24 protein-coding genes and 1 other RNA gene are annotated in these 23,564 nt (G+C 73.1%); 12 read left to right on the top strand and 13 right to left on the bottom strand.

Features of this window, described 5'->3' with window-relative positions:
- Positions 1 to 94 precede the first annotated feature (94 nt).
- The gene (locus tag ACZ4XX_RS11155) at positions 95 to 715 is read right to left on the bottom strand and encodes a TetR/AcrR family transcriptional regulator (protein ID WP_468507652.1); all 621 of its coding nucleotides are present in this window, start codon (positions 713 to 715) and stop codon (positions 95 to 97) included.
- 171 nt (positions 716 to 886) lie between these two features.
- On the opposite strand from ACZ4XX_RS11155, the gene ddaH reads away from it, so the two are divergent.
- Positions 887 to 1,747 (top strand): dimethylargininase, encoded by an 861-nt coding sequence (gene ddaH / locus ACZ4XX_RS11150; protein WP_468507651.1) that lies wholly within the window; start codon positions 887 to 889, stop codon positions 1,745 to 1,747.
- A 107-nt stretch (positions 1,748 to 1,854) separates the two neighbouring features.
- Here ddaH and ACZ4XX_RS11145 read toward each other — a convergent pair whose 3' ends face one another.
- From ACZ4XX_RS11145 to ACZ4XX_RS11135, 3 genes are all read right to left on the bottom strand, one after another.
- A complete protein-coding gene (locus ACZ4XX_RS11145; RefSeq protein ID WP_468507650.1) occupies positions 1,855 to 2,838 on the bottom strand; it encodes a small ribosomal subunit Rsm22 family protein in 984 nt (327 codons plus the stop codon).
- 108 nt (positions 2,839 to 2,946) lie between these two features.
- Positions 2,947 to 3,414, bottom strand: a complete 468-nt coding sequence (locus ACZ4XX_RS11140) for a hemerythrin domain-containing protein (protein WP_468507649.1) — start codon at positions 3,412 to 3,414, stop codon at positions 2,947 to 2,949.
- Between the two features lie 86 nt (positions 3,415 to 3,500).
- Complete coding sequence (locus ACZ4XX_RS11135) at positions 3,501 to 4,808, bottom strand: Bcr/CflA family multidrug efflux MFS transporter (RefSeq protein ID WP_468507683.1); 1,308 nt, start codon at positions 4,806 to 4,808, stop codon at positions 3,501 to 3,503.
- 102 nt (positions 4,809 to 4,910) lie between these two features.
- Here ACZ4XX_RS11135 and ACZ4XX_RS11130 point away from each other — a divergent pair, with 102 nt between their 5' ends.
- Positions 4,911 to 5,915 carry a Gfo/Idh/MocA family protein gene (locus tag ACZ4XX_RS11130; protein ID WP_468507648.1) on the top strand — a complete coding sequence of 335 codons (1,005 nt, stop codon included), beginning with the start codon at positions 4,911 to 4,913 and terminating at the stop codon, positions 5,913 to 5,915.
- A 54-nt stretch (positions 5,916 to 5,969) separates the two neighbouring features.
- Here the strand turns inward: ACZ4XX_RS11130 and ACZ4XX_RS11125 are convergent, their stop codons facing one another.
- Positions 5,970 to 7,610, bottom strand: coding sequence for an alkaline phosphatase D family protein (locus ACZ4XX_RS11125; protein WP_468507647.1), 1,641 nt, complete (start codon positions 7,608 to 7,610; stop codon positions 5,970 to 5,972).
- Between the two features lie 102 nt (positions 7,611 to 7,712).
- On the opposite strand from ACZ4XX_RS11125, the gene ACZ4XX_RS11120 reads away from it, so the two are divergent.
- Positions 7,713 to 8,489 carry an SDR family oxidoreductase gene (locus ACZ4XX_RS11120; protein WP_468507646.1) on the top strand — a complete coding sequence of 259 codons (777 nt, stop codon included), beginning with the start codon at positions 7,713 to 7,715 and terminating at the stop codon, positions 8,487 to 8,489.
- 47 nt (positions 8,490 to 8,536) lie between these two features.
- Here ACZ4XX_RS11120 and ACZ4XX_RS11115 read toward each other — a convergent pair whose 3' ends face one another.
- A complete protein-coding gene (locus ACZ4XX_RS11115; RefSeq protein WP_468507645.1) occupies positions 8,537 to 8,860 on the bottom strand; it encodes a nuclear transport factor 2 family protein in 324 nt (107 codons plus the stop codon).
- A 62-nt stretch (positions 8,861 to 8,922) separates the two neighbouring features.
- Complete coding sequence (locus tag ACZ4XX_RS11110) at positions 8,923 to 9,903, bottom strand: hypothetical protein (protein WP_468507644.1); 981 nt, start codon at positions 9,901 to 9,903, stop codon at positions 8,923 to 8,925.
- 249 nt (positions 9,904 to 10,152) lie between these two features.
- Between ACZ4XX_RS11110 and ACZ4XX_RS11105 the strand changes: the two genes are divergently transcribed.
- Positions 10,153 to 10,599 (top strand): hypothetical protein, encoded by a 447-nt coding sequence (locus ACZ4XX_RS11105; protein WP_468507643.1) that lies wholly within the window; start codon positions 10,153 to 10,155, stop codon positions 10,597 to 10,599.
- 66 nt (positions 10,600 to 10,665) lie between these two features.
- Here the strand turns inward: ACZ4XX_RS11105 and ACZ4XX_RS11100 are convergent, their stop codons facing one another.
- Both ACZ4XX_RS11100 and ACZ4XX_RS11095 read right to left on the bottom strand, forming a co-directional pair.
- Positions 10,666 to 11,382, bottom strand: coding sequence for a response regulator (locus ACZ4XX_RS11100; RefSeq protein ID WP_468507642.1), 717 nt, complete (start codon positions 11,380 to 11,382; stop codon positions 10,666 to 10,668).
- Positions 11,379 to 12,737 (bottom strand): sensor histidine kinase, encoded by a 1,359-nt coding sequence (locus ACZ4XX_RS11095; protein ID WP_468507641.1) that lies wholly within the window; start codon positions 12,735 to 12,737, stop codon positions 11,379 to 11,381. The genes ACZ4XX_RS11100 and ACZ4XX_RS11095 overlap by 4 nt, the downstream gene beginning before the upstream one ends.
- Before the next feature lie 259 nt (positions 12,738 to 12,996).
- On the opposite strand from ACZ4XX_RS11095, the gene ACZ4XX_RS11090 reads away from it, so the two are divergent.
- Positions 12,997 to 14,067 (top strand): serine hydrolase domain-containing protein, encoded by a 1,071-nt coding sequence (locus ACZ4XX_RS11090; protein ID WP_468507682.1) that lies wholly within the window; start codon positions 12,997 to 12,999, stop codon positions 14,065 to 14,067.
- A 961-nt stretch (positions 14,068 to 15,028) separates the two neighbouring features.
- On the opposite strand, the gene ACZ4XX_RS11085 is transcribed toward ACZ4XX_RS11090, so the two are convergent.
- Complete coding sequence (locus ACZ4XX_RS11085; protein WP_468507640.1) at positions 15,029 to 15,490, bottom strand: VOC family protein; 462 nt, start codon at positions 15,488 to 15,490, stop codon at positions 15,029 to 15,031.
- Between the two features lie 90 nt (positions 15,491 to 15,580).
- Between ACZ4XX_RS11085 and ACZ4XX_RS11080 the strand changes: the two genes are divergently transcribed.
- The 4 genes from ACZ4XX_RS11080 (at position 15,581) to ACZ4XX_RS11065 (ending at position 18,181) form a co-directional block, all read left to right on the top strand.
- Positions 15,581 to 16,588, top strand: coding sequence for a helix-turn-helix transcriptional regulator (locus tag ACZ4XX_RS11080; RefSeq protein ID WP_468507639.1), 1,008 nt, complete (start codon positions 15,581 to 15,583; stop codon positions 16,586 to 16,588).
- Between the two features lie 9 nt (positions 16,589 to 16,597).
- Positions 16,598 to 17,152 (top strand): SMI1/KNR4 family protein, encoded by a 555-nt coding sequence (locus tag ACZ4XX_RS11075; protein ID WP_468507638.1) that lies wholly within the window; start codon positions 16,598 to 16,600, stop codon positions 17,150 to 17,152.
- A 10-nt stretch (positions 17,153 to 17,162) separates the two neighbouring features.
- On the top strand, positions 17,163 to 17,546 hold the full coding sequence (locus ACZ4XX_RS11070; protein ID WP_468507637.1) for a VOC family protein: 384 nt from the start codon (positions 17,163 to 17,165) through the stop codon (positions 17,544 to 17,546).
- A gap of 116 nt (positions 17,547 to 17,662) precedes the next feature.
- Positions 17,663 to 18,181 (top strand): DUF1203 domain-containing protein, encoded by a 519-nt coding sequence (locus ACZ4XX_RS11065; protein WP_468507636.1) that lies wholly within the window; start codon positions 17,663 to 17,665, stop codon positions 18,179 to 18,181.
- A 77-nt stretch (positions 18,182 to 18,258) separates the two neighbouring features.
- Here ACZ4XX_RS11065 and ACZ4XX_RS11060 read toward each other — a convergent pair whose 3' ends face one another.
- On the bottom strand, positions 18,259 to 19,218 hold the full coding sequence (locus tag ACZ4XX_RS11060; RefSeq protein ID WP_468507635.1) for an SMP-30/gluconolactonase/LRE family protein: 960 nt from the start codon (positions 19,216 to 19,218) through the stop codon (positions 18,259 to 18,261).
- A gap of 112 nt (positions 19,219 to 19,330) precedes the next feature.
- Here ACZ4XX_RS11060 and ACZ4XX_RS11055 point away from each other — a divergent pair, with 112 nt between their 5' ends.
- The gene (locus ACZ4XX_RS11055; RefSeq protein WP_468507634.1) at positions 19,331 to 19,780 is read left to right on the top strand and encodes an Lrp/AsnC family transcriptional regulator; all 450 of its coding nucleotides are present in this window, start codon (positions 19,331 to 19,333) and stop codon (positions 19,778 to 19,780) included.
- A gap of 60 nt (positions 19,781 to 19,840) precedes the next feature.
- Here the strand turns inward: ACZ4XX_RS11055 and rnpB are convergent.
- Positions 19,841 to 20,239, bottom strand: an RNA gene (rnpB, locus tag ACZ4XX_RS11050) — RNase P RNA component class A.
- Between the two features lie 140 nt (positions 20,240 to 20,379).
- Here rnpB and ACZ4XX_RS11045 point away from each other — a divergent pair.
- Both ACZ4XX_RS11045 and ACZ4XX_RS11040 read left to right on the top strand, forming a co-directional pair.
- On the top strand, positions 20,380 to 21,150 hold the full coding sequence (locus ACZ4XX_RS11045; RefSeq protein WP_468507633.1) for a MerR family transcriptional regulator: 771 nt from the start codon (positions 20,380 to 20,382) through the stop codon (positions 21,148 to 21,150).
- Positions 21,147 to 22,070 (top strand): hypothetical protein, encoded by a 924-nt coding sequence (locus tag ACZ4XX_RS11040; protein ID WP_468507632.1) that lies wholly within the window; start codon positions 21,147 to 21,149, stop codon positions 22,068 to 22,070. Before ACZ4XX_RS11045 ends, ACZ4XX_RS11040 begins: the two co-directional genes overlap by 4 nt.
- Here ACZ4XX_RS11040 and ACZ4XX_RS11035 read toward each other — a convergent pair.
- Positions 22,015 to 23,457 (bottom strand): RNB domain-containing ribonuclease, encoded by a 1,443-nt coding sequence (locus ACZ4XX_RS11035; protein WP_468507631.1) that lies wholly within the window; start codon positions 23,455 to 23,457, stop codon positions 22,015 to 22,017. The two genes, ACZ4XX_RS11040 and ACZ4XX_RS11035, sit on opposite strands and share 56 nt — an antisense overlap.
- Positions 23,458 to 23,564 lie beyond the last annotated feature (107 nt).

Here is a 23,564-nt window from a genome sequence, read left to right as displayed (position 1 = left end):
TCGCCCGTTCGGCTCTGCCCATGGTCCCACCATCCTGCGCCCTGGGTGACCGGAGTGCGGAACCGGGGTGTGGAACCGGGGTGCGACGGGCGTCTCAGGCCCTGGGCGCGAGCCCGCGCAGGGCGAGGTCGACGAGGCTGTCGGCGTACGCGTGGGTCAGCGGCAGGGTGCGGTGGAGCCAGCGGTGGTGGAGCGGTCCGACGAGCAGTTCGAGGGCGATCCGGGGATCGATGCCGGGGTCCACGTCGCCGGCCGCCTGGGCCGCCTCGATGCGGCGGGCGTAGTACCGGAGCTGCGGTTCGAGGAGCGCCTCGGTGAAGCGGGCGCCGAGCTCGGGGTCGACGATGCCCTCGGCGGCGAGGGCGCGGGTGGGGGCGTCGAAGGCGGGGTCGTTCATCTCGTCGACGGTGGCGCGCAGGACGTACCTGAGGTCGGCGGCGAGGTCGCCGGTGTCGGGGATCTCACTGTCGGCGTCCCCTCCGAGGGCCTCGTTGGCCCGCGCCGCGAGGTCGAGGAAGGCGTCGAGGAGGACGGCGGCCTTGGAGGGCCACCAGCGGTAGATCGTCTGCTTGCCGACCCCGGCGCGGGCGGCGATGCCCTCGATGGTGGTCTTCGCGTAGCCGGTCTCGGAGACGAGGGCGAGGGCGGCGTCGAAGATGGCGCGGCGGGAGCGCTCGCTGCGGCGGGAGGCGTCAGGGGCCTTGGTGTCGGACATGGGGCCAATCTAGCAGCGTACGAGACGCTACGTCTCGCGAGTCGTGGCCAGAGCCGAACCACCCGAACGGTCCACAGCGCGGCGGGCCCGGAAGGCGGACCATGGGGTCACCGATCCGGCGGATCCGACCCCGCCGGACGCCTCTGACCACCCGTCCGTGAGGAGCCCTCATTGCGCACCACTCCGCGCACGTCCTCGCCCCGCCGTTATCTGATGTGCCCACCCGCGCACTTCACGGTGACGTACTCCATCAACCCCTGGATGGACCCCACGAAACCGGTCGACCTGCCGCTCGCCCTCACCCAGTGGGAGGACCTGCGCGACCGCTACCGCGCGCTCGGCCACACGGTGGAGCTCCTCGCCCCCGACCCGGCGCTCCCGGACATGGTCTTCGCGGCGAACGGCGCCACTGTCGTCGACGGCCGGGTCCTCGGGGCGAAGTTCGCCCACGCGGAGCGCGCGGCCGAGGCCGGGGCGCATCTGGACTGGTTCCGAGGAAACGGTTGGGCAGCCGACGACGTGCGGGCTCCGGACCACGTCAACGAGGGCGAGGGGGACTTCGCCGTCACCGCCTCCTGGATCCTCGCCGGGCGCGGATTCCGGTCCAGCCCGCTCTCGCACGACGAGGCGCAGGAGTTCTTCGGCCGCCCGGTGATCGGCCTCGAACTGGTGGACCCGCGGTACTACCACCTGGACACGGCGCTGTGCGTCCTGGACGACGCGGGCGACGAGGTCATGTACTACCCGGACGCCTTCTCCCCCGGCAGCCGCGCGGTGCTCGCCCGGCTCTTCCCCGACGCCCTGATCGCGACGGAGACGGACGCGGCGGCGCTCGGTCTGAACGCCGTCAGCGACGGCCGGAACGTCCTCCTCCCCCAGGCGGCGGTGGGCCTCTTCGACCCGCTGCGACAGCGGGGCTTCGAGCCGATCGGCATGGACCTGGGCGAACTGCTCAAGGGCGGCGGCAGCGTGAAGTGCTGCACCCAGGAGCTGCGGCCCCGGACCACGGGGCCCCTGCCCCTGGAGTCCTAGCCCACGGGTCGAGGCCCGCGGCGTCCTGGCCGGCCCGGCGGCGTCGACCCGAGGGTCGACGCCGCGAGGGCTGCGGCCCCCCGCCGCACCCGGCCGGGCGGCGGCTCTCAGCCCTCGTCCTCCGGCGGCCAGGAGTCGCCCCACTCCGCGTCACGGGCCTGCTTGTAGAGCGAGCCGTGGCGCTTGGTGACCGTTTCGCGGGTCAGACCGTCCGGGCCGCACAGGTCGAAGAGGACCAGTCCCTTGCGGATCTGCGGCCTGCGGGTGATGCGCGAGGCGACCGGCGTGGGCGCGAACCGCGTCGCCGCCACGTAGCTGTACTTCTCGTCCTCGTACGGCAGCGAACCGCCCTTCACCTTCCGGTGCAGCGAGGAACGGCTGACCCGGGCCGAGAAGTGGCACCAGTCCGTGCCCGGCTCGATCGGGCAGGCCCCGCTGTGCGGGCAGGGCGCGGCGACCGTGAACCCGGCCTCGATCAGCAGGGTGCGGGCCGCGATGATCCGCTCGTAGCCGTCGGGGGTGCCGGGCTCGACGATCACGACGGTCTGCGCGGCCCGCGCCGCCTCGGTCACGAGGGCGGCCCGGTCGGCCTCGGTCAGCTCCTTGAGCACGTAGGAGACGGTGACGAGGTCCGTGTCGGCGAGCCGCAGCGCGCCGCCGATCCTGGCCGTGCGCCACTCGGCGTCCAGGGCTCCGGCGGCGAGCTCGCGCCCGAGGGCGAGGGCCGGCTCCGCCCAGTCGAGGACGGTGGTGCGGGGCGGCTGCTCCTCCCAGGCCTCGGCGACGGCCCAGCTCGCCGCGCCCGTACCGCCGCCGACGTCGGTGTGGGTACGCGGCTCCCAGTCGGGCGCCGCCACGCGCAGGGCGTCGAGGGCGCCCCGTACCGCCTCGAAGGTCGCCGGCATCCGGTACGCGGCGTACGCGGCGACGTCGGAGCGGTCGCGCAGCACGGGGGCGTCCGTCGGGGTGGTCCCCCGGTAGTTGGCGATCAGCCGGTCGACGGCCTGGGCGGCCTGCTTGGGCGGCAGCCCGTCGAGGAGCCCGGCGAGGGCGGCGCGCAGGGAGTCGGCGGAGGGAGCGGAGGCGTTCACCGAGACAGTCTAGGCGGCGGGACCGGTGGCTTCGGCGGGGCGCGGAGCCCCCTGCGCCGCACCGGGCGGAACCGGGCGGGCGCGGGCGATACACCGGGCGCCGTCGGGTCAGCCCGGCAGCGGGTCCCGGGAGTGGACCGTCCGCCACGCGTCGATGGACCGGTCCCACTGCTCACCCGTGAGTTCGGTCAGGGAGGCCGGGAAGAGGCCGTCCTCCTCCTTGGCGATGTGCGTGTGGAGCTCGTCGACGGCGCGGACGAACGCCGCGCGCTGCTCGGCCGAGCCGAGGTCGAGTCCGTCGAGGAAGGCGGCGAGCTCCCGGTGTTCCAGGGCGAGGGCGTCGACGTACGCCGTGTACTCCTCGTTCTCCCGCATGACCGCGAACAGTCCCCGTTCCTCCCCCGCCCAGTGGGCCCGGAGTTCGACGGCGATCCGCGCGGCCAGCGTCCGGGCGCGGTCGCGGTCGCCGCTGCCGAGCGCGCGCACGGCGTCCCCGGCGAGGTCGGTGACCGACTCGTGCTCGGCGATGAACTCCTTGATCAGCGGGATCTCGCGGCACCCGCAGTAGTGGCACATCCCCGACCTCCCGCCCGTCCCGGAGATCGTGACACCCCCGGCGGCGGAACGACCTGAGGCGCACCGGCGGGAGTGGGACGACCGACCTAGCTCCCCGAGGCCGCCTTGACCGTCCCGGCCGCCCCGGCCGTCTGCCACGGCCTGCACAGGCCGAGGAAGCAGGCCAGCGCCAGGACGGCGCAGGTCAGCTGGACGACCGCCATCGGGACGGCGGTGTGTTCGCCGGCGATGCCGACGAGCGGGGAGGCGACGGCACCGACGAGGAACGACGTCGTGCCGAGCAGCGCGGACGCGGAGCCGGCGGCGTGCGGGGTGCGCATCAGTGCCTGGGCGTTGGTGTTCGGCATGGCGAGGCCCATCGCGGACATCAGGACGAAGAGTCCGGCCGCGATCGGCACGAGCCCGACCTTCCCGAAGACGCCGCTGGTCATGAGGAGCAGCGCGAGGGAGGCGACGAGGATGGTCCCGAGGCCCCAGGCGAGCGCCTTGTCGAGGCTGACGCGGCCGACGAGCAGCTTGCCGTTGATCTGGCCGACGGCGACGAGGCCGATCGAGTTGAGGCCGAAGAGCAGGCTGAACGTCTGCGGTGAGGCCCCGTAGATCTCCTGGACGACGAACGGCGAGGCGGAGATGTACGCGAAGAGGGCGGCGAAGGCGAGGCCGCCGGTCAGCATGTACCCGGCGAAGACGCGGTCGGCGAGCAGCCCCTTCATGGTGCGCAGGGCCTGGCCGACCCCGCCCTCGTGCCGGCGCTCGGGCGGCAGTGTCTCGGCGAGGAAGCGCCAGACGACGAGGGTGAGGAGGATGCCGATGACGGTGAGGACGTGGAAGACGCCCCGCCAGTCGGTGATCCGCAGGATCTGGCCGCCGATGAGCGGCGCGATGATCGGGGCGACGCCGGAGATCAGCATCAGGGTGGAGAAGAACCGGGCCATCTCCACGCCGTCGTACAGGTCGCGGACGACCGCGCGGGCGATGACGATGCCGGCGGCTCCGGCGAGGCCCTGGAGCAGCCGGAACCCGATCAGTGTCTCGGCGGTGGGGGCCAGGGCGCAGACGGCGGTGGCGAGGACGTACACGATCATGCCGATGAGCAGCGGGCGGCGGCGGCCCCACTTGTCGCTCATGGGGCCGACGACGAGCTGGCCGAGGGCCATGCCGGCGAGGCAGGCGGTGAGGGTGAGCTGGACGGTCGCGGCGGGGGCGTTCAGCGCGCCGGTGACCTCGGGCAGGGCCGGGAGGTACATGTCCATGGAGAGCGGGGGCAGTGCGGTGAGCCCGCCGAGGACGAGGGTGACGAGCAGCCCGGTGCGCCGGGCGGTCGTGGTGCCTGTCGGCTCGGGGGCTCTTTCGGTTATGTGCCCTTGTGTTGTTTTCTGGCCGCTCTCCGGCATCGACCGCTCCATTTCGTTGAATCCTTGCCTATGCTCTCAGCTCGACCGGCATGGTCGAGACCTCTGCGGGACCAGTGGGACAGATGGGGACGGGTGGGGAACATGGGTAAGACGGTGCGCTGGGGAATCCTGGCGACGGGCGGCATAGCGGAGCGGTTCGCCACGGACCTGCTGACGCTCGACGGCGCGGAGGTCGTCGCGGTGGCGTCCCGTACGGAGGCGTCCGCCAAGGCCTTCGCGGACCGCTTCGGCATTCCGCGCGCGTACGGCGACTGGGCCGGGCTCTTCGCCGACGAGGACGTCGACGTGGTGTACGTGGCGACCCCGCACCACGCGCACCGGGAGGCGGCCGGCCGCGCCCTGGAGGCGGGCAAGGCGGTGCTCTGCGAGAAGGCTCTCACGCTCAACGCCCGCGAGGCGGAGGAACTCGTCACACTGTCCCGGGACCGCGGCCTCTTCCTGATGGAGGCCATGTGGATGTACTGCAACCCGCTGATCCGGCGCCTCACGGAGCTGGTCCGCGACGGGGCGATCGGCGAGATCAGGACCGTCCAGGCGGACTTCGGGCTCGCGGGCCCGTTCCCGGCGGACCACCGGCTGCGGGACCCGGCGGTGGGCGGCGGTGCGCTGCTCGACCTGGGCGTGTACCCGGTGTCGTTCGCTCAGCTGATCCTCGGCGAGCCCGACACGGTCCACGCGCACGCCCTGCTCTCGCCGGAGGGCGTCGACCTGAACACCGGCATGCTGCTCGGCTGGTCGGACTCGGGGGCCTCGGCGGTCCTGTCCTGCTCGCTCGACGCGGACACCCCGCTGACGGCCTCGGTGACGGGCTCGCTCGGCCGGATCGACATCCCGCGCGGCTTCTTCTTCCCGGAACGCTTCACCCTGCACCGCAACGGCCACGAGCCGGAGGAGATCACGTCGTCGGACGACCCCCACTCCCTCCGGCACGAGGCCGCCGAGGTCATGCGCTGTCTGCGGGCGGGCGTGACGGAGTCCCCGCTCGTCCCCCTCGACGGCTCGCTCGCGGTGATGCGGACGCTCGACGCGGTACGGGACCGCATCGGCGTCCGCTACCCCCAGGAAGCGGTGGTCACGCGGGCTTGAGGCCCGGGTCGCGGGGGCCTGAGGCCCGACGTCACGCGGGCCTGAGGCGCGCGGTCACGCGGGCTTCAGGCCCGGGTCGCCCGCCTCCGTGACGAAGGAGGCGGCCGTCGTGACGGGAGCGCCCTGGGTCGTCACGTACGGCACCGTGCGGAAGTCGGCCCGGGCGGTGTCCTCGCCGAGCGCGACCGTCACATAGCCGCGCCGCCCGTTGAAGAACCTCAGGTGCGGGTTGGCCTGCATGAGCTTGTCGTAGTTCGACGGACGGTCGGCGCCGTCCTTGCCGCTGCTGATCGAGGTGGCGACGATCTCGGTGCCGACGGTCCGGGAGGCCGGCTCGCGGAAGTCGGCCTTGATGTCGAGGCCGTAGCCGACGTGGACGTCCCCGGTGAGCACCATCAGGTTCTCGACCCCGGCGGCCTCGGCACCGGCGAGGAGCCGCTGCCGGGAGGCGGGGTAGCCGTCCCAGGAATCCATCGAGAGCTTGAAGTCGGCCGTGGCGCGGTCGCGGCGCTCGGCGAACACGACCTGCTGCGGCAGGACGTTCCAGCGGGAGCGGGAGCCGCGCCAGCCGTCCAGCAGCCACCGCTCCTGCGTGGCCCCGGTCATCGTCCGTGCCGGGTTCTCGGACTCCGGGCCCGGGACCTGCCAGCCGTCGCCGTACGCCTGGTCGGAGCGGTACTGGCGGGTGTCGAGGATGTCGAACTGGGCGAGCCGCCCGAAGCGCAGCCGGCGGTAGAGCCGCATGTCGGGTCCCTGGGGCCGCTGGGGCGTGCGGAGCGGCTGGTGCTCCCAGTAGGCGCGGTAGGCGGCGGCGCGGCGGAGCAGGAACTCCTCCGGCGGGACGTCGTTCTCCGGTGTGCCGCCCGCGTAGTTGTTCTCGGTCTCGTGGTCGTCCCAGGTGACGACGAAGGGGTGGGCGGCGTGCGCGGCGCGCAGGTCGGGGTCCGACTTGTAGAGCCCGTACCGGAGCCGGTAGTCGTCCAGGGTGAGCGTCTCGCGGTTGAAGACGGCCGGGAGTGTCCGGTCGGTGTAGGCGCGGGCGCCGCCGGTGGCGTTCACGGCGTATTCGTAGAGGTAGTCGCCGAGATGGAAGACGACGTCGACGTCCTCCTCCGCGAGGTGGCGGTAGGCCGTGAAGTACCCGTCGTGGTACGCCTGGCAGGAGACGGCGGCGAGCTTCAGGCCGGCGTTGCGGGCCCAGGGGGCGGGTGCGGTGCGGGTACGGCCGACGGGGCTGATCCAGTCGCCGACCCGGAACCGGTAGAAGAACTCCCGGTCGGCGTCGAGGTGCTCGACCTCGACGTGCACCGTGTGTGAGAACTCCGGGTGCGCGGTGGCCCGGCCGCGGCGGACGGTCCGGGTGAAGCGCTCGTCGCGGGCGAGCTCCCAGTGGACGGACACCCGCTCGGCGGGCAGGCCGCCGCCGGGCTCGAAGGGGCGCGGCGCGAGCCGGGTCCAGAGCAGGACCGAGCCGGGCAGCGGGTCGCCGGACGCCACGCCGAGGGTGAACGGGTCCTCGGATATCCGGCGCCCGTCGAGCTCGGCGGCGGCCGCGGAGCCTGCGACCGGCAGCTGCGTGGCGAAGGCGAGCGCGGCGGCGGCCCCGGTGACGGTGAGGAACCGGCGACGCCCCAAGTGACGTGCGGCGGAGCGGAGTTCCTCGGAATGCTCGTGAACGTCGTGTACGCGGTTCATGTGGCCCTCCCCAGACGGATGCTGTCCGTCCGTCATTCGAGGGGGGCGGGACGACCTCACGTTGTCGGGTACAGAACATCCACGTGTCGGGACAATGAGTTCATGGGGCACACGTCTCGCGTACGCTGCGCGCCCATGAGCATCGCAGTGGTGACGGGAGCGGGATCGGGCATCGGCCGGAGTGTGGCCCTCGCCCTCGCGGCGGCAGGCTGGTCGGTGGCCCTGGCGGGACGGCGGGCGGACGCCCTCGATGAGACGGCGGCGGCCCTGCCGGCCGGCGACTTCCTGGCCGTCCCGACGGACGTGACCTCGGCGGAGGAGGTGACGGCCCTCTTCACGGCCGTACGCGACCGCTACGGCCGCGTCGACATGCTCTTCAACAACGCCGGTACGTTCGCGGGCGGCGGCGTCCCCGTCGAGGACCTGGACCCGGACACGTGGCGCGCGGTCGTCGACGTCAACCTGACGGGCGCGTTCCTCTGCGCCCAGGCGGCCTTCCGGACCATGAAGGAGCAGTCACCGCAGGGCGGCCGGATCATCAACAACGGCTCGATCTCGGCCCACGTACCGCGCCCGCACTCGATCGCGTACACGGCGACGAAGCACGCCATGACGGGCCTGACGAAGTCCCTTTCGCTCGACGGACGCCCCTACCGGATCGCCTGCGGCCAGCTCGACATCGGCAACGCGGCGACGGAGATGACGGCCCGCATGCAGACCGGCATCCTCCAGGCCAACGGCGAACTGGCGGCGGAACCCGTGATGGACGCGGCGGACGTGGCGGCGACGGTGGTGCACATGGCGGCACTGCCGCTGGAGGCGAACGTGCAGTTCGCGACGGTGATGGCGACGGCGATGCCGTACATCGGACGGGGATAGCCCGCCCGACGGACGGCCGGTGGACAGCGGAAGGCGCGGAGGCGGGGTCAGGCCTGCCCGGTCTCGAACCGGGAGACCTTGCCGCCCTCCACGCCGAAATGCCAGCGGGTCTTCATCTCGCCCCAGGTGTCGTTCCGGAAACGCGCGACGATGTCGCGCCCGCCGCTCTTCTCGGACTCGATCTCCATGTGCCCGCGCGAGGAGAAGATCTCCCGCTCGGTCCACTCCGCGAGGTCCCGCTCGGACCCGTCGTCGGACATGGTGGCACCGGAAGCCAGAGCCTCCCGGAAAGCCGTCTGGTCATTGGCGTTGAGGGCCGCGACGAACGCACGCACGGCCGGATCGGTGAGCCGCTCCACGGGAATGGTCATGCCCTAGCCGTACACCGCCCGATCCGGCCTCCCCGGCGAACACGCCGTGCGCCTGCCGCGTGTCAGCGGACGGGCTGGGCCACCTGGGCGAGCAACGCACCAATCTCCTCCGCCTCCAGAACGCGCTCCAGGACCAGGTCGCCGACCATCCCGGGGAGGAACCTCCCGGCCGGCCAGCTCCGCTCGTACGGGGGCGGGTCGAGGACGACCAGGCGTACGCCGTCCACGACCGGGATGTCGGCGGGGCAGCCCTCGTTCCAGATCCACTCGCCGTCCGCGCCGACCAGGTTGAACGACCCCGTGGTGAGCGTCTGACCGGGCAGGTCCCGGCACATGGCGACGGCCTCGGCCGAGGGCGCCCGGCCCGGCAGGTGCCCGCCGCCGACGAGGACGGCGGCAAGGAGCGTGTGCAGCTGGAAGTTGTCGCCGATGCCGGAGGCGCGCAGCGCGAACCCCGCGCCGGTGCCCCGGTCGATCGCGACGACCGGCTCGTCGTCGAGGACGTCGAGCGCGTACGCCAGGCACTTGAACGGCTCGTCCGACAACTCCGACACCCGTGCCACGGCGGCCCGCAACTCGGCCTTCCCGGGGGCGCTCCGCCGTACGGCGGGCGAGTTGAGCATGGCCACACAGGCCATCTCGAACTGCGGGAGCGACTGCCAGGCCAGGACCGGCTCGAAACCGATCCGCTCGAAGTCCGCCCCCTCCAGGCCCTCCCCCTCGTGGCCGGGCAGATCGCCACGACCCGCCGCCGTCCACTTCTCGCAGAACACCGCAGCCGCCGCGAAGGCCTCGCGCGCCTGCGCGAGGACGGCAGGCGCGCAGTCCGTCGGGTTCGCGCCCCTTTCGACACAGGCCCCGATCACCACGGCGACGATCCCGCGCGGCCCGGGCGGGACCTCGGCCAGGACGGCCGCGAGACGCGGGGCGGCCTCGTGGAGTTCCGCGTCCCCGGCCTTGTCGACCGTCGCGGTCAACTCCCCGAAGGCCTTCTCCGCGGCGCCGGCGTCCTGCGCACGGACCGCCGTCTCGAAAGCTGTCACGGCGGCCGGAAACCGCCCTCGTCCGAATATCATCCGCGCACCCTAGCGGAGGGGTACGACAGGTCTTCCCGGCCGCCCGCTCCGATCCCCGCCCCCGGCCCGATCCCGCGCCACGGCGCGCGGAAGCTGCCCCTCCCTGACGACTTCTCAGCTCCACCCAGCCTATGACCTGCGTGTTCGCTGGCATCGTGCGCGGCCGTACGGGCACTGTCCGGCGTACCACCGCACGCACTCAACCCAGGAGGAGCGATGTCGCACGCCGGCAAGGTCGTCAAGCTGTACGCGAAGGAGGCCCCGGTCGGGGTCGAGGACGGGGCCGTCGTCGGCTTCCTCGTCGATCCGACCCGCGCCGGGGAGTGGCTGATCACCCGGCACGACGAGGGCTTCCGGCTCACCGCCAAGGGGACCGAGGAGACCATCACCTCGGAAGGCACCGAGCGCGCCCCCGTCGTCGCCCGCCCCGACGACTCCCCCGCCTCCGTCTGGCGCCTCCAGCGCGTCGAGGGCGACGGCACCACCGTCGCGCTCACCACCGTCACCTCGATCGCCGACCTCCGGGACGGCACGTACGTGATCGACCAGAACGGTCTGGCCCTCGGCCGCGACCTGTTCGAGGACCGCTCCCTGCTCCCGAAGCGCATCTTCGTCCGTACGGACGACCGGGACCCGCAGTGGCGGATCGAGGTCCTCGCCTGAACCGGTCGACCGGCGACGCGCGCCCCCTCCGGACCCCGGACGGGGCGGGCGTTCGTCCCTCCCCCGTCAGCCGGTGAAGCCCGGCACCACCAGGCCCGACTCGTACGCGATGACCACCGCGTGCGTCCTGTTCTGCGCGCCGAGCTTGGTCAGAACGTTCCCGACGTGCGTCTTGACCGTCTCCAGGCTCACCGTGAGGGACTCCGCGATCTCCGGGTTGGACAGACCGGTGGCCATCAGCCGCAGCACCTCCTCCTCCCGCCCCGTCAGCGCCGCCTTCGGCAGCGCCTCCGCCGAGTCCAGCGGACGGGCGGCCACCATCCGGCGCAGGGCCGCCGGGAAGAGGATCGCCTCGCCCGCCGCCACCACCCGTACGGCCTCCGCGATCTGCCGGACCGGGAGCCGCTTGAGCACGAACCCGCCGGCACCGGCGCTCAGCGCGGCGGTGACGTAGTCGTCGTTCTCGAAGGTGGTGATCACGACGACCTTCGGCGGCGTCGAGGAACGCGTCCCCTCTCCCGCCCCCGCCGACTCGTACGACTCCGCGAGCAGGTGGCGGGTGGCCTCGATCCCGTTGCGCCGGGGCATCCGTACGTCCATCAGGACCACGTCCGGCCGCAGCCGCCGCGCCAGCTCGACCACCTCGACACCGTCGGCGGCCTCCCCGACCACCTCGATCCCCGGCTGCGCGGCGAGCAGGGTGCGCAGACCGGTACGGGTCACCTCGTCGTCGTCCGCGATCAGGAGCGTCGTGACGGTCTCGGTGGTGTCGGAGCCGGTCATGCCGACAACCGTACGGGCAGCCTGACCGCCAGCCGCCAGCGGCTCGGCCCGTCCGGGCCCGCGTCGATCTCGCCGTGCAGGAGGCGTACGCGCTCGGCAAGACCGGGCAGCCCGTGCCCGGACGTCGGGAACGCCCGCGGGCGGGCCGAACGCACGGCGCTCCCCGTCTCGTTGACCACCTCAAGCTCCAGCACGTCCGGCCCGGCCGCCACCCGTACCGTGACCGGACCGCCGGCACCGTGCCGGACGGCGTTGGTCAGCCCCTCCTGGAGGATGCGATACGCGGCCCGGGACAGCGTCCCCCGCACCTGCGCCGGATCCCCCGACCCCTCCCACTCCACCACCGCGCCCGTGTGCCGCACCCGTTCGAGCAGCTCGGGCAGATCGGCCAGGGTACGGGTCGGCACGGCCGCGACCGTCCCGTCGCCCGCCTCCGCCCCGGCGGTCTCCTCCGCCCCCGTACTCCTGTCCGTCCCGGCGTCCCGGTCGCGCAGGACGCCGAGGACGTAGTCCAGGTCCTCCAGCGCGGCCCGGGCCGACTCCTCGATGCTGCGCAGGGCGGCCCGGGCCGCAGCCGGGTCGGTGGACATCAGCTCGCCCGCCACCGCGGCCTGGATCGTGGTCGTCGTCAGCGTGTGCCCGATGGAGTCGTGCAACTCGTGCGCCAGCCGGTTGCGTTCGGCCAGCCGCAGCTCCCGCTCGGCCGCGAGGGCGAGCCGCTCGGCCGTCGACGGCCCGAGGAGCCGGGGCGCCGACCACCGCAGGGCGCGCGTCACGAGGACGCAGACCACCGCGGCGAGCAGCAGACAGCCGAACGCCACGGCCCAGCTCTGCCAGCCGCCCGTCACCCGTGCGGACCGGCCGAACAGGCTCAGCGCCAGCTCGGCGCGCAGCCAGCCCCCCGGAAGGGCCAGGGCCAGGAAGAGCAGCAGCCCGCTCGCGAGAGCGCCCGTCCAGCCGAGGGTCACATGCAGCAGCAGCCAGAGGGGAGTCCGCCAGCGGTCGGAGGCGGGGAGCGCAGAAGGTGCGGCGGGAACGGCCGCGGCCGGTCCGGCTTCGGGCGAAGTCGTGGGCGGGCGTGCGGCGGAGGGCTCGGGCAGCACCACGTACAACAGCCGACGGGCGGCCAGGACCAGCACCCGCCGCGTGGTGCGGGCCAGGCCGACCAGGGCGATCAGGGCGGCCCAGACCACCAGCACCACGACGGACAGGAGGCCCTCGGGGGCGGATCGCCACGCCAGCGCCGGAAGCAGGGCGAAGGACAGCAGGGGGAGGCTCGCGAGGGCCGCCGCATAGGCGAACAGCGCGCCCGCGTACGTGGAGCGGCGCACCAGCGGCCGGAGTGCCTTGATCATCATCGGCCAGTATGAACGGGCCGTTCCCGGAAGGCCTCCCCCGATCGGGGGAGGAACTTCTCCCGCGTTTCCGCGATGCGTTCGAAGGCCGCGGAAAACATGATCGTGTCCTGCCCGATCGACGGAAGGACAGCCGATGGACAGGCGCGCGATGAAGACGGGTACGAGGACGAGGGCGACGGGGTTCCGCCTCTCCCGGCCGCGGAGGAGCCTCCGACGCGGAGGCGCCGCGGCCGCGGCGGCGGTGGTCGTCGCGGTCATGACGGCGGGCGCCCTGGCGCCGCCCGCGGCGGTCGCCGCGACACGGCCGGACGCCGTGCAGCAGGGCCTGAACGCCCTGGTGCGCGAAGGACAGCCGGCGGCGCTGGCGAGCGTCCAGGACGGCAGGGGGCATGCACGCACGTACACGGCCGGGGTCGGAGACCTGGCCACGGGCGCGAAGGTGCCCAGGGACGGCCAGGTGCGGATCGGGAGCAACACGAAGACGTTCACGGCGGTGGTCGTGCTGCAGCTGGTCGGTGAGGGGAAGGTCGACCTGGAGAAGTCGGTCGACACGTATCTGCCGAGGTTGGTGCGGGGGAAGGGAATCGACGGGGGCAGGATCACGGTCCGTCAGCTGCTGCAGCACACGAGTGGGATCCCCGATTACGGGGCGCACATCAGCGACGAGGAGATGCTGCACCGGTACTTCGAGCCGCGCGACCTCGTCGACCTGGCGCTCGAGCACGAGGCGGAGTTCGAGCCGGGGAAGGGGTGGAGTTACAGCAACACGAATTACGTCCTGGCGGGCCTGATCGTCCAGAAGGTGACGGGACGCCCGTTGGCCGAGGAGATCGACCGGCGGGTGGTCAGGAGGATCGGGCTGCGGCACACGTACTTCCCCGCGCAGGGGGACAGGAGCATCAGGGAGGCGCACCCGAAGGGGTACCACCGGACGGGGGAGGGTGAGCCGCTGCGCGACTTCACGGAGATCGACCCGTCGGCGGGCTGGGCGGCGGGGCAGATGATCTCGACGAACTCGGACCTGAACCGCTTCTTCGGCGCGCTGCTCGGCGGCGATCGCCTGCTGCGCAAGGCGCAGCGCGACGAGATGCGGACGACGGTCCCCATCGAAGGGACGGAGTTCCACTACGGGTTGGGGCTCATGAAGAGGCCGCTGTCGTGCGGAGGGGCCTACTGGGGCCACGGCGGCGACATCGCGGGCTACGAGACCAGGGGCGGGGTGACGGACGGCGGCAGGGCGGCGAACGTGGCGGTGACGAGCATCCCGACGGAGGAGTCGGCCGTGAAGGGGGTGCTGAGGGTCGTGGATACGGCTTTGTGCGGGTGAGGGGGGGTTGGGGCTGGGGTGCGGGTGCGGGTCTCTGAGGTTTCTGGGGCGAGGGTTCCGAGCGGGCTTCTGGTGCGGCCGCCCTCTTTCCGAGTGTGGCGGCCTCCACCACCGCGTCAAGGGCAAGTCGGCTTCGCCGATGGCCTTCGGCCACCCTTGACCCGGCGGCGGAGGCCGCCTTTTCACACTCGGAGGGCGCCCGGGGGGCGTGGCCGCGCGGGGCTTCGGGCAGTGGCCACTCGCCGCCTGCGCCCGTCGGCCGGTGGGTGGGGGCTCGGCTAGCGGCGGGGGCCGGTGGGCGCGGTGCTGGTGGGTTCGGGGTGCGCGGTTGTTGAATGGGGCGGCCCGGCGGCGCTTAGCGGCCGGCCGAAGTCCTCGGGTCGGACTTCAGGCCCCGCTGGTCGCTGTTGGTGGGTGGTGGGGAGCGGGTCGCGGGAGTTTCCTGCACTTTCACCGCCCGAGAAGGGCGATTAGGCGTTTCTGTCCGTATATCCAGGGGTGTGTTACTCGGCGTAATGCGCAGTTACTCACGCCCCACCCGCCAGGAGTGACCAGCGGGGCCTGAAGCCCCACCCCGGACGGCCTTCGCCGCTGAGCCGGAGCCCGACCGCCCCATCCAACAACCGCGCACCCCGAACCACCGGAACCGCGCCACCGGCCCCCGCCGCTAGCCAAGCCCCCACCCACCGACCGGCACACGCCCTCCCACGCCGACCGCTGCCCGAAGCCCGGCGTGGACCCCGCCCCCCGGACCGCCCTCCGAGAGTGTTTTCGCTCCTGGAGGTGGTGGGTCAAGGGTGGCCGAAGGCCATCGCGCAGCGACGCGACCGCAGGGAGCGCCCTTGACGCACCACCGGAAGGAGCGACTCTCGGAGAGAGGGCGGTCCCACCAGAAACCCACACGGCACGCCCACCCCAAGGGCCCTCTTCCGCCCCTAGCGCCCCCACCCCCACCCCCCGCTCAATCCAGGCAGAACTCGTTCCCCTCCGGGTCCGCCATGACGATCCATCCGTCACTCATCGGCGGTGCCGGTTCGAAGCGGCGCAGCCGCTTCCCTCCCAGCGCGACCAGCCGTTCGCATTCGGCCTCCAGCACGGTCATCCGCTCCTCCCCCTCCAGCCCCGGCGCCGTCCTGACATCGAGGTGGACCCGGTTCTTCGCCACCTTGCCCTCCGGCACCTGCTGGAAGAACACCCTCGGCCCCCGCCCCTCCGGGTCCTCCAGGGCCGATCGCGTGTTGCGCTCCTCCTCCGGCACTCCCAGCTTCGCCAGGAACTCGTCCCACGCGGCCATCGGGTCCGCCCCCTCCGGCAGGTCGACTCCCGGCGGGCCGGGATGGACGTAACCCAGCACGTCGCGCCAGAAGGTCGACAGCGCCCCCGGGTCGTGCGCGTCGAACGTGACCTGGAATTCGCGGCTCATCGTGCTGCTCCCTTCCTTGCGGTGTGATGGATCCACCCTGACACCCAAGGCGGACAGGATCGGTCCGCCACCTCTGGCAGGCTGGGCCACATGGACGAGCCGGGGACGACCGAGCGGGGGACGACGGAGCGGGTACTCACCCTCCTCGGGCTGCTGCAACAGCGCCGGGTCTGGTCCGGCCCCGAGCTCGCCGACCGGCTCGGCGTCACTCCGCGCACCGTGCGGCGTGACGTGGAGCGGCTGCGCACCCTGGGCTATCCGGTCCACGCCGACCTGGGAGTGGGCGGCGGCTACCGGCTGGGCCGGGGGCAGGACCTGCCGCCCCTCCTCCTCGACGACGAGGAGGCGATCGCGACGGCGGTCTCCCTGCTCGCCGGCGCGGCCGCCGGCTCCGGCGACGCCACGCTCCGGGCGCTGACCAAGCTGGACCATGTCCTGCCGACCCGGCTGCGGCACGAGGTCCGCACCCTGTCGGGCTCGGTGGAGTTCTTCGGCACGGGCCGCGCACCGGTCGGCTCCGATGTCCTCCTGACGCTGGCCCGCGCCTGCCGCGAGGAGGTCGAGGCGGGCTTCGACTATCCCTCCGGAGGCACGACACGCTCCCGCCGGGTCGAGCCCCACCGCCTCGTCGCCTCCGACCGGCGCTGGTACCTCCTCGCGTACGACCTCGACCGTGACGACTGGCGCACCTTCCGCGTGGACAGGATGACGGCGGTGGCGGCCCGGACGTGGCGCTTCCGCCCCCGCCAGGCGCCGGACGCGGCGGAGTACGTGCAGGAGGGGGTGACGAGCCGGGTCTACGCCCATCAGGCACGCTTCCTCGTGCACGCGCCGGCGGAGACGGTCCGCGCTCAGGTCCCGTCCTCGGCTGCGGTCGTTCACGAGCGGGGCGCGGACCGTTGCGAGGTCCTGAGCGGCGCGGCGAGTCTCGACCGCGTGCTCGTGCACGTACTCCTCCTGGGGCACGAGTTCGAGCTGCTCGATCCCCCGGAGCTCAGGGACCGCTGCCGGGCGCTGGCGGAGAGGCTCCTGTCGGTCGCCGCGTCGGCGGCGGACCCGCCGCGATCGGGTGACGGTCAGGCAGAGGCGCAGGCGTAGGGTCACGACATGGCGAGCTGGGACGGGGCCGAGGTGCGTGCCCGGATACGGGAGATGGCGGCGCGAGACCCGGAGCGGACGCTTTTCGGGTCGGACACGCATCGGTACGAGCTGCGTCCCGCGCTCCCCGAGGCGGAGATCCGCGCGTTCGAGGAGGAGCACGGCATCCGACTCCCCCTGGACTACCGTGACTTCGTGGCGGAGGTGGGCGACGGCCCCGCCGGCCCGGCCCATGGGTTGCTGCCGTTGGCGACTCCCCGCCCGGAGGCGGGGGACGACTGGGCCGTGGACGGCGAGTGGGAGGAGGACCGTAGGCCGGGCCGGCTCGCGACGCGATTCCCCCTCACCGACCCCCTCACCGGAGCGATCGGCGGCCGGGAGGAGGAACTGACTCCGGGCACGCTCACGCTGGCGGAAGAGGGCTGCGGCATGTACGTCCGGCTGGTCGTGACGGGGCCGCGCGCGGGCGAGGTCTGGTGGCTGGATCCGGACCGGGGCGGCTTCGTCCCCGCGTACGCCGACTTCCGGGCCTGGTACACCAATTGGCTGCGCCCTCCTGCCTAGACTGGCCGCCATGGCATGCCGCATCAGTGAACTGGTCATCGACTGCGCCGATCCCGACCGGCTCGCCTCCTTCTGGAGCGAGGTCCTCGGTTACGTCGAACTCGGCCGTGATGACGACGGAAGCATCGAGATCGGGCCGCCCGACGCCGGTTTCGGGGGCCCGCAGCCGACTCTCGTCCTGAGTCCCAGCAGCGACCCGCGGACCGGGAAGCTCCCGCTCCACATCGACGTGAACCCCACCGACCGCGACCAGGACGCCGAGCTGGAGCGGCTGCTCGCGCTCGGCGCCAGGCCGGCGGACGTCGGTCAGACCGGGAAGGAGAACTGGCACGTCCTGGTCGACCCGGAGGGCAACGAGTTCTGCCTCCTGCACCGTCGGCTCGCGCCGCTCTGACCCCCGCGACGCTCCAACCCTCCGGACACGGCGACCCTCACGGCGCGGGTCCCCACCCGCAGCGCCGCGTCCGAATTGCGCCAGCGGCCGCGTCCCCGGCGCGCGACGCTGGCCGTATGAGCACCCAGACCTCCAGCACGATCGCCTACGACGCCCGCGCCATCGCGCCCGCCGCCCTCGCCGAGCTGCGCGTCACCGACGACGCGGGCCGCGCCTGCGTTCCGTACGCCGCCGGCGAGGGCGGCGATCCGCTCCGCTGCTGTCTGCGTCTCTCCGTCCCGGGCGAGCGGATCGCGCTCGTCTCGTACGCGCCGCTGCGGCGCTGGGCGGCCGAGACGGGGGCCGAGCCGGGCGCGTACGACGAGCAGGGCCCCGTCTTCGTCCACGCGGAGGAGTGCGGCGGGCCCGCGGCCTCGGAGACGTACCCCTTCGCCCGTGCGGAAGCGCTCCGGACCCTGCGCCGCTACGACGCGGCGGGCCGCATCGTCGGGGGCCGGCTCCTGGAGATTCCGGAGGACACGTCCGAGGGCTTCGACCGGGCTTTCGCCGAAGCCTTCGCCGACCCGGCCGTGGCACTGGTCCACGTCCGGGCGGTCGAGTACGGCTGCTTCCACTTCGAGGTCCGTCGCCCCTGAAACGGCAGGCCGCCCGTCGGCCCCTGAACGGCAGGCACCCCGCGGCCCGTTGACGGCAGGCGCCCCGTCGGCCCGGTTCAGCGGGGCTGCGGGTCCAGCCAGGGCCTGCGCCCGGGTCCGGTCGGGTGCGTGCCCGTGACGGCCATGACGACCGAGTAGAGGCTGGTCTCGGCGGCGATGAAGAGGCGGTTGCGCTTGGCGCCGCCCCAGGTGATGTTGGCGACCGCCTCGGGCACGTTCAGCCGCCCGATCAGGGTGCCGTCCGGGTCGTAGCAGTGCACGCCGTCGTCCATCGCGGCCGCCCAGAGCCGGCCGCCGTCGTCGAAGCGGAGGTTGTCGAAGCGGGCGGCCTCGCGGGCCCCCGCCTCGGCGAAGACGGCGCCGTCCGACAGCGTCCCGTCCTCGCGCACGTCGAAGACCCGGATGGCGCCCGCCCGGGTGTCGGAGACGAAGAGCTGCCGCTCGTCGGCCGAGAACACGAGGCCGTTGGGGGCGGCGAAGCAGTCGGCGACCAGGCGCACTTCGCCCGTGGCGGGATCGATGCGGTAGACGTTGTTGGAGCCGATCTCGCTCTCCGCGCGGTAGCCCTCGTAGTCGCTGGTGATGCCGAAGTCCGGGTCGGAGAACCAGACGGCGCCGTCGGACGTGACGGCCGCGTCGTTCGGGCTGTTCAGGCGCTTGCCCTGCCAGCGGTCGGCGAGGACGGTGAGCGTGCCGTCGTGTTCGGTGCGGGTGACCCGGCGGTTGCCCTGCTCACAGGTGATCAGGCGGCCCTGGCGGTCGAGGGTGTTGCCGTTGGTGTGCCCGGCGGTGCGGCGGAAGACGCTGACGGCGCCGGTCTCCTCGTCCCAGCGAAGCATGCGGTCGTTGGGGATGTCGCTCCAGACCAGCTGCCTCCAGGCGGGCAGGTAGATCGGGCCCTCGGCCCAGCGGCAGCCGGTGTACAGGACCTCCAGGCCGTCGTCGCCGTTCATGCAGCGGCCGGTACGGAAGCGGTCGTCGAACATCTCGTACAGTGCGGGGCGCTCGCTGGTCATGCGGGTTCCTTCCCATCCACACAGATGCCGTTCCAAATGAATGCTGTACGGCTTGATGGGAAGATTGCCGAATGAGGTACGGTCTTCGCAAGATCGAACCGAACGGAGAGTTGTGGATCACATCGATCGCGTCCTGCTGACGCACCTCCAGCAGGACGCCACCCGGTCCTACGCCGCACTGGGTCAGGCCGTGGGCCTCTCGGCCGGAGCGGCCCACGAGCGCGTACGGAAGCTGAGGGAGCGCGGCGCCATCCGCCGCACCACCGTCGAGGTGGACCCGGCGGCGGTGGGCGGTGCCGTCCTGGCGTACGTGATGGTCGACTCGGTCTCGTGGATGGGCGATTCGGCACAGGACTTCGCCGCGCTCCCCGAGATCCTGGAGGCACACGTCATCGCCGGCAGCGCGTCGGTGCTGGTGAAGGTGAGGACGGCGACGACGGAGCAGCTGCAGGACGTGCTGCGCCGCATCTACGCGATCGACGGGGTCAGCGGAACGCAGGCCACGGTCGTCCTGGAGACCTTCTTCGAGCGGCCGGTCTCCCCGGAGCTCGGCGCCGGGTGAACGAGGAGGGCCCCCGCCCGGGCGTATCGCCAGGACGGGGGCCCTCCCCACGTGGGCCGACAGACGAGTCGGGCTGTACGCCGGGTTCTGTCCCCCGGGACCTCACGGTCGTCGGGGCGACGGCCATCCATCTAGGACCGGCGTTGCCACCGGCCTCCTGCGGTCTACCCGCGGACTCGGGCGAGCAGCCCTCGAACATCCGCGCAGGGACACCGAGGTGTCCCCTCTTGACCTTGCTCCGAGTGGGGTTTACCTAGCCGCCTGAGTCACCTCAGGCGCTGGTGGTCTCTTACACCACCGTTTCACCCTTACCGGGGACCGAAGTCCCCGGCGGTCTGTTTTCTGTGGCACTGTCCCGCGGGTCACCCCGGGTGGCCGTTAGCCACCACCCTGCTCTGTGGAGCCCGGACGTTCCTCGGGAAGATCCGAGGATCTCCACGCGGCCGCCCGCCCGGCTCGTCTGCCGTGCCGACCATGCTACCCGCCGATCAGGAGGGCGACGGCCTCAGAGGCGCTCCCCCGATCGTGGCACATGGTCGGGGACGGTCCCCGGAGCGACAGCTTGACCTTGCCGCAGCGTCAGGGTTTCTACTGAGGCCATGCGTATCGGCGAGATCGCCGCGCTGGTCGGGGTCACCCCCCGCGCCGTGCGGCACTACCACCAGTCGGGCCTGCTGCCCGAGCCCGCGCGGCGGGCCAACGGATACCGGGAGTACGGCGTCCGGGACGCCGTCCTGCTCGCCCGCATCCGGCGGCTCACCGAGCTGGGGCTCGGCCTCGACGAGGTACGGGGAGTGCTCGCCGACGACGAGGGGCGCGGGCTCGTCGAGGTGCTGGAGGAGCTCGCGGAGGACCTGGCCCGTCAGGAGGCGGAGATCCGGGCGCGCCGGGAGCGGCTGTCCGCCCTGCTCGACGAGGCCCGGGCGGGGCGGCTGCCCGCCGACGGGCCGCTTTCGCCGGAGCTCACCTCGCTGCTCGCCGGCCTGGGCGAGCTGCCCGAGTCGCCGATGGCGGCGAAGGACCGGCAGATCCTGGCCCTGATGGACGTCGTCGTGCCCGAGGAGGAGCGGGCCCGGCTGATGGGTCTGATGGAGGGGGCGGCCGAGCACGCGCGTGAGGTGTACCCGCTGCTCGACGCGCTCTCCGGGGCGGAGGCGGACGACCCCCGGGTCGCCGAGGCCGCGCGGGTGCTCGCCGGCTGCCTGCCGGACGAGCTGGGGGTGGACATGCCGTCCGGGGGGCCGGACGAGCCCGGCTCGTTCGACACCTCCCTCGCGGACGCCCTCTTCGCGGACCTCGCGCCCGCGCAGTCCGCGGCCATCCACCTGGCGATGCGCCTGGTGCGGGAACGACGGGAGCGGAGCCGATGACGGCAGCAGGGGCGACGGCGGGTGCGGAGCCGACGACGGGAGCGGAGGCGACGGCGGCAGTGGCGGCGGCGGGTCGCAGGAGTGGTGGCGTGCGCCTTCTCCGGCTCGTCGCCTACGTCGTCCTCCCCGCGGAGGTCGTCCTCGCCGTTCTTCTCGTCGGCGGGGTCCGGATACCCGCCGCCGTGTGGGCCGGTGCCGAGCTCCTCGTGGTCGCGCTGACGGTCGCCGAGGGCGTCTCGTATCTGCGGCTGCGGCGCCGGGGGCTGTCCCGGCGGGAGGCCGTCGCCGAGCTCGTACCGGAGGCCGTGCTCCGGATCATGGGGCACGAGCTGCGGATCATGGCGAGTCTCGGGCGGTGGATGGTACGGCGCCCGCACGGGGTCGAGGGTGTCGACGGCGTGTTCCCGCACGCGCGGGACCAGGCGGCGCTGATGTACGGCTTCACGTTCGTGTGTGTGGTCGAGAGCGTCGGCATGTCGTATCTGCTCGCCGACCGGCCCGTCGTCCATGCGGTCGTCCTCGTCCTGGACGTGTACACCGTGCTGTTCGTCCTCGGCCTGCACGCCGCCGCCGCGACCCGCCCCCACACCCTCGCCGGGGACGTCCTGCGGCTCCGGCAGGCCGCGCACGTGGACGTGTCGGTGCCCCTGGACCGGATCGCGTCCGTCCGGCACGAGCTGGTGTTCTCGCACGAGAAGGCCGAGGGCGAGCTGAACCTGGCCGTCGGCTCGCAGACCTCCCTCACCGTCGAACTGGCCGAGCCGGTCGACGCGCCCCGGTTCTTCGGCGCGCCCCGGCCCGTGCGGCTGATCCGCTTCCACGCCGACGACGCGCGTGCCCTGTACCGCGAGCTCGGCCCTGCCGTCACGCGGGCGCGAACAGCACCTTCGCCGTCCCCGGGTCCGCCTCCGCGAGTCTGACCCGCAGCCACTCCCCCAGCGGCAGGCGGGATCCGCCGCCCTCGATGCGGGCGACGACCGCCGGGTCGTCCAGGTGGACGGTGCCGACAGCCGGTTCGCGTTCCTTCACGTCGATCACGTACGCGTCGAAGATCTCGCCGACGCGTTCCCGTAGCAGCGCCGCCTCGACGATGTCGACGCTCTCCCGCTCCACGGTGTTGGCGCGGCGCGAGCCGTCGGCCATCTCGTCGGGGAGGGCGGGCAGGGCGGCCCGTACCCACTCGGGCGGTTCGTCGCCCGCCACGGCCGCGACGCACAGCTCGCCCGCGTACCGGTCGACGAGGCGGCGCAGGGGCGCGGTGCAGTGGGTGTACTCGTCGGCGACGGCGGCGTGCACGGCGGGGGTGGGGATGTGGCCGTCGGTGAAGACGGTGTATCCGGCGCCCCGGAGCAGGGTGGTGCACTCCTGGAGGAAGGCGGCGTGGCGCGGGTTCGTGGGGTCGGCGGCCCGGACGACGTCGGCGTACGAGACGTGGTGCGGCCAGTCGACGCCGAGGGCCTGCGCGGAGCGGCGCAGGCGGGCGACGGCGCCGTCGGGGGCGGTGGGGAGGGTGCGCAGGATGCCGGTGCCGGCGGCGGTCATGAGGTCGGCGGCGGCCATGCCGGTGAGCAGGGAGATCTGGGCGTTCCAGCCGTCGGCGGGGTGCGGGGCGCGGTAGGCGAGGGAGTAGGTGTGGTCCTGTTCGACGATCTCCTGCTCGGGGACGTTGAGGGAGATCCCGCCGCGTTCGGTCTCGAGGGCCTCGCGGAGGCGTCCGATGTCCCGGAGGAGGGCCACGGGTTCCTCGGCCGTGCCCGTGTCGATCTGCTGCTGCACGGTCGCGTAGTCGAGTTTGGCGCGGCTGCGGACGAGGGCGCGGCGGACGTCGGTGGCGACGCGGCGGCCTTCGGCGTCGAGGTCGATGCGCCAGAGGAGGGCGGGGCGGGGTTCGCCGGGGAGGAGGCTGGCGGCTCCTTCGGAGAGGACGGTGGGGTGGAGGGGGACCTTGCCGTCGGGGAAGTAGAGGGTGAGGACGCGCCGGTGGGCCTCGGCGTCGAGGGCGGAGCCGGGGGTGACGAAGGCGGCGACGTCGGCGATGGCGTAGTGGACGCGGTAGCCGCCGTCGGACCTGCGGGCCAGGTGCATGGCCTGGTCGAGGTCGGTGGAGGTCGGCGGGTCGACGGTGAAGAAGGGCAGGTCGGTGGCGTCGTGCGCGGGGAGCCGGGGGGCTTTCGCGGCGGCCTCGGCCTCGGCGAGGACGGCGGGCGGGAAGTCCTCGGGGATCGCGAGCTCGGCACGGAGTGCGCGCAGGGCGGCCCGCAGCGGAGCCTCGGCTGCGCCGGTCACGTGAATGTGGCGGCGGGGCATGGACCGAGCGTATGGGGCGGGAAGGGGTGCGGCACCTCGTGCGGAGGGGAGTCGGCGGCGTCTCCGTACGGGGTACGCCGCCTCCGTCCGTACGGGACGGGGCGTCT

Source organism: Streptomyces sp. NPDC029956 (assembly GCF_055574655.1).
Note: the sequence above shows the minus strand (reverse complement) of the source record. Positions and strands in the feature narration are given on the sequence as shown.

What these genes read in the sequence shown, in the direction of transcription:
- ACZ4XX_RS11155 (WP_468507652.1), bottom strand. Translation starts at nt 715, where the DNA reads ATGTCCGACACCAAGGCCCCTGACGCCTCCCGCCGCAGCGAGCGCTCC.
- ACZ4XX_RS11140 (WP_468507649.1), bottom strand. Translation starts at nt 3,414, where the DNA reads ATGTGCCACTACTGCGGGTGCCGCGAGATCCCGCTGATCAAGGAGTTC.
- ACZ4XX_RS11135 (WP_468507683.1), bottom strand. Translation starts at nt 4,808, where the DNA reads ATGCCGGAGAGCGGCCAGAAAACAACACAAGGGCACATAACCGAAAGA.
- ACZ4XX_RS11130 (WP_468507648.1), top strand. Translation starts at nt 4,911, where the DNA reads ATGGGTAAGACGGTGCGCTGGGGAATCCTGGCGACGGGCGGCATAGCG.
- ACZ4XX_RS11125 (WP_468507647.1), bottom strand. Translation starts at nt 7,610, where the DNA reads ATGAACCGCGTACACGACGTTCACGAGCATTCCGAGGAACTCCGCTCC.
- ACZ4XX_RS11120 (WP_468507646.1), top strand. Translation starts at nt 7,713, where the DNA reads ATGGGGCACACGTCTCGCGTACGCTGCGCGCCCATGAGCATCGCAGTG.
- ACZ4XX_RS11115 (WP_468507645.1), bottom strand. Translation starts at nt 8,860, where the DNA reads ATGACCATTCCCGTGGAGCGGCTCACCGATCCGGCCGTGCGTGCGTTC.
- ACZ4XX_RS11105 (WP_468507643.1), top strand. Translation starts at nt 10,153, where the DNA reads ATGTCGCACGCCGGCAAGGTCGTCAAGCTGTACGCGAAGGAGGCCCCG.
- ACZ4XX_RS11100 (WP_468507642.1), bottom strand. Translation starts at nt 11,382, where the DNA reads ATGACCGGCTCCGACACCACCGAGACCGTCACGACGCTCCTGATCGCG.
- ACZ4XX_RS11095 (WP_468507641.1), bottom strand. Translation starts at nt 12,737, where the DNA reads ATGATCAAGGCACTCCGGCCGCTGGTGCGCCGCTCCACGTACGCGGGC.
- ACZ4XX_RS11090 (WP_468507682.1), top strand. Translation starts at nt 12,997, where the DNA reads ATGACGGCGGGCGCCCTGGCGCCGCCCGCGGCGGTCGCCGCGACACGG.
- ACZ4XX_RS11085 (WP_468507640.1), bottom strand. Translation starts at nt 15,490, where the DNA reads ATGAGCCGCGAATTCCAGGTCACGTTCGACGCGCACGACCCGGGGGCG.
- ACZ4XX_RS11080 (WP_468507639.1), top strand. Translation starts at nt 15,581, where the DNA reads ATGGACGAGCCGGGGACGACCGAGCGGGGGACGACGGAGCGGGTACTC.
- ACZ4XX_RS11075 (WP_468507638.1), top strand. Translation starts at nt 16,598, where the DNA reads ATGGCGAGCTGGGACGGGGCCGAGGTGCGTGCCCGGATACGGGAGATG.
- ACZ4XX_RS11070 (WP_468507637.1), top strand. Translation starts at nt 17,163, where the DNA reads ATGGCATGCCGCATCAGTGAACTGGTCATCGACTGCGCCGATCCCGAC.
- ACZ4XX_RS11065 (WP_468507636.1), top strand. Translation starts at nt 17,663, where the DNA reads ATGAGCACCCAGACCTCCAGCACGATCGCCTACGACGCCCGCGCCATC.
- ACZ4XX_RS11060 (WP_468507635.1), bottom strand. Translation starts at nt 19,218, where the DNA reads ATGACCAGCGAGCGCCCCGCACTGTACGAGATGTTCGACGACCGCTTC.
- ACZ4XX_RS11045 (WP_468507633.1), top strand. Translation starts at nt 20,380, where the DNA reads ATGCGTATCGGCGAGATCGCCGCGCTGGTCGGGGTCACCCCCCGCGCC.
- ACZ4XX_RS11040 (WP_468507632.1), top strand. Translation starts at nt 21,147, where the DNA reads ATGACGGCAGCAGGGGCGACGGCGGGTGCGGAGCCGACGACGGGAGCG.
- ACZ4XX_RS11035 (WP_468507631.1), bottom strand. Translation starts at nt 23,457, where the DNA reads ATGCCCCGCCGCCACATTCACGTGACCGGCGCAGCCGAGGCTCCGCTG.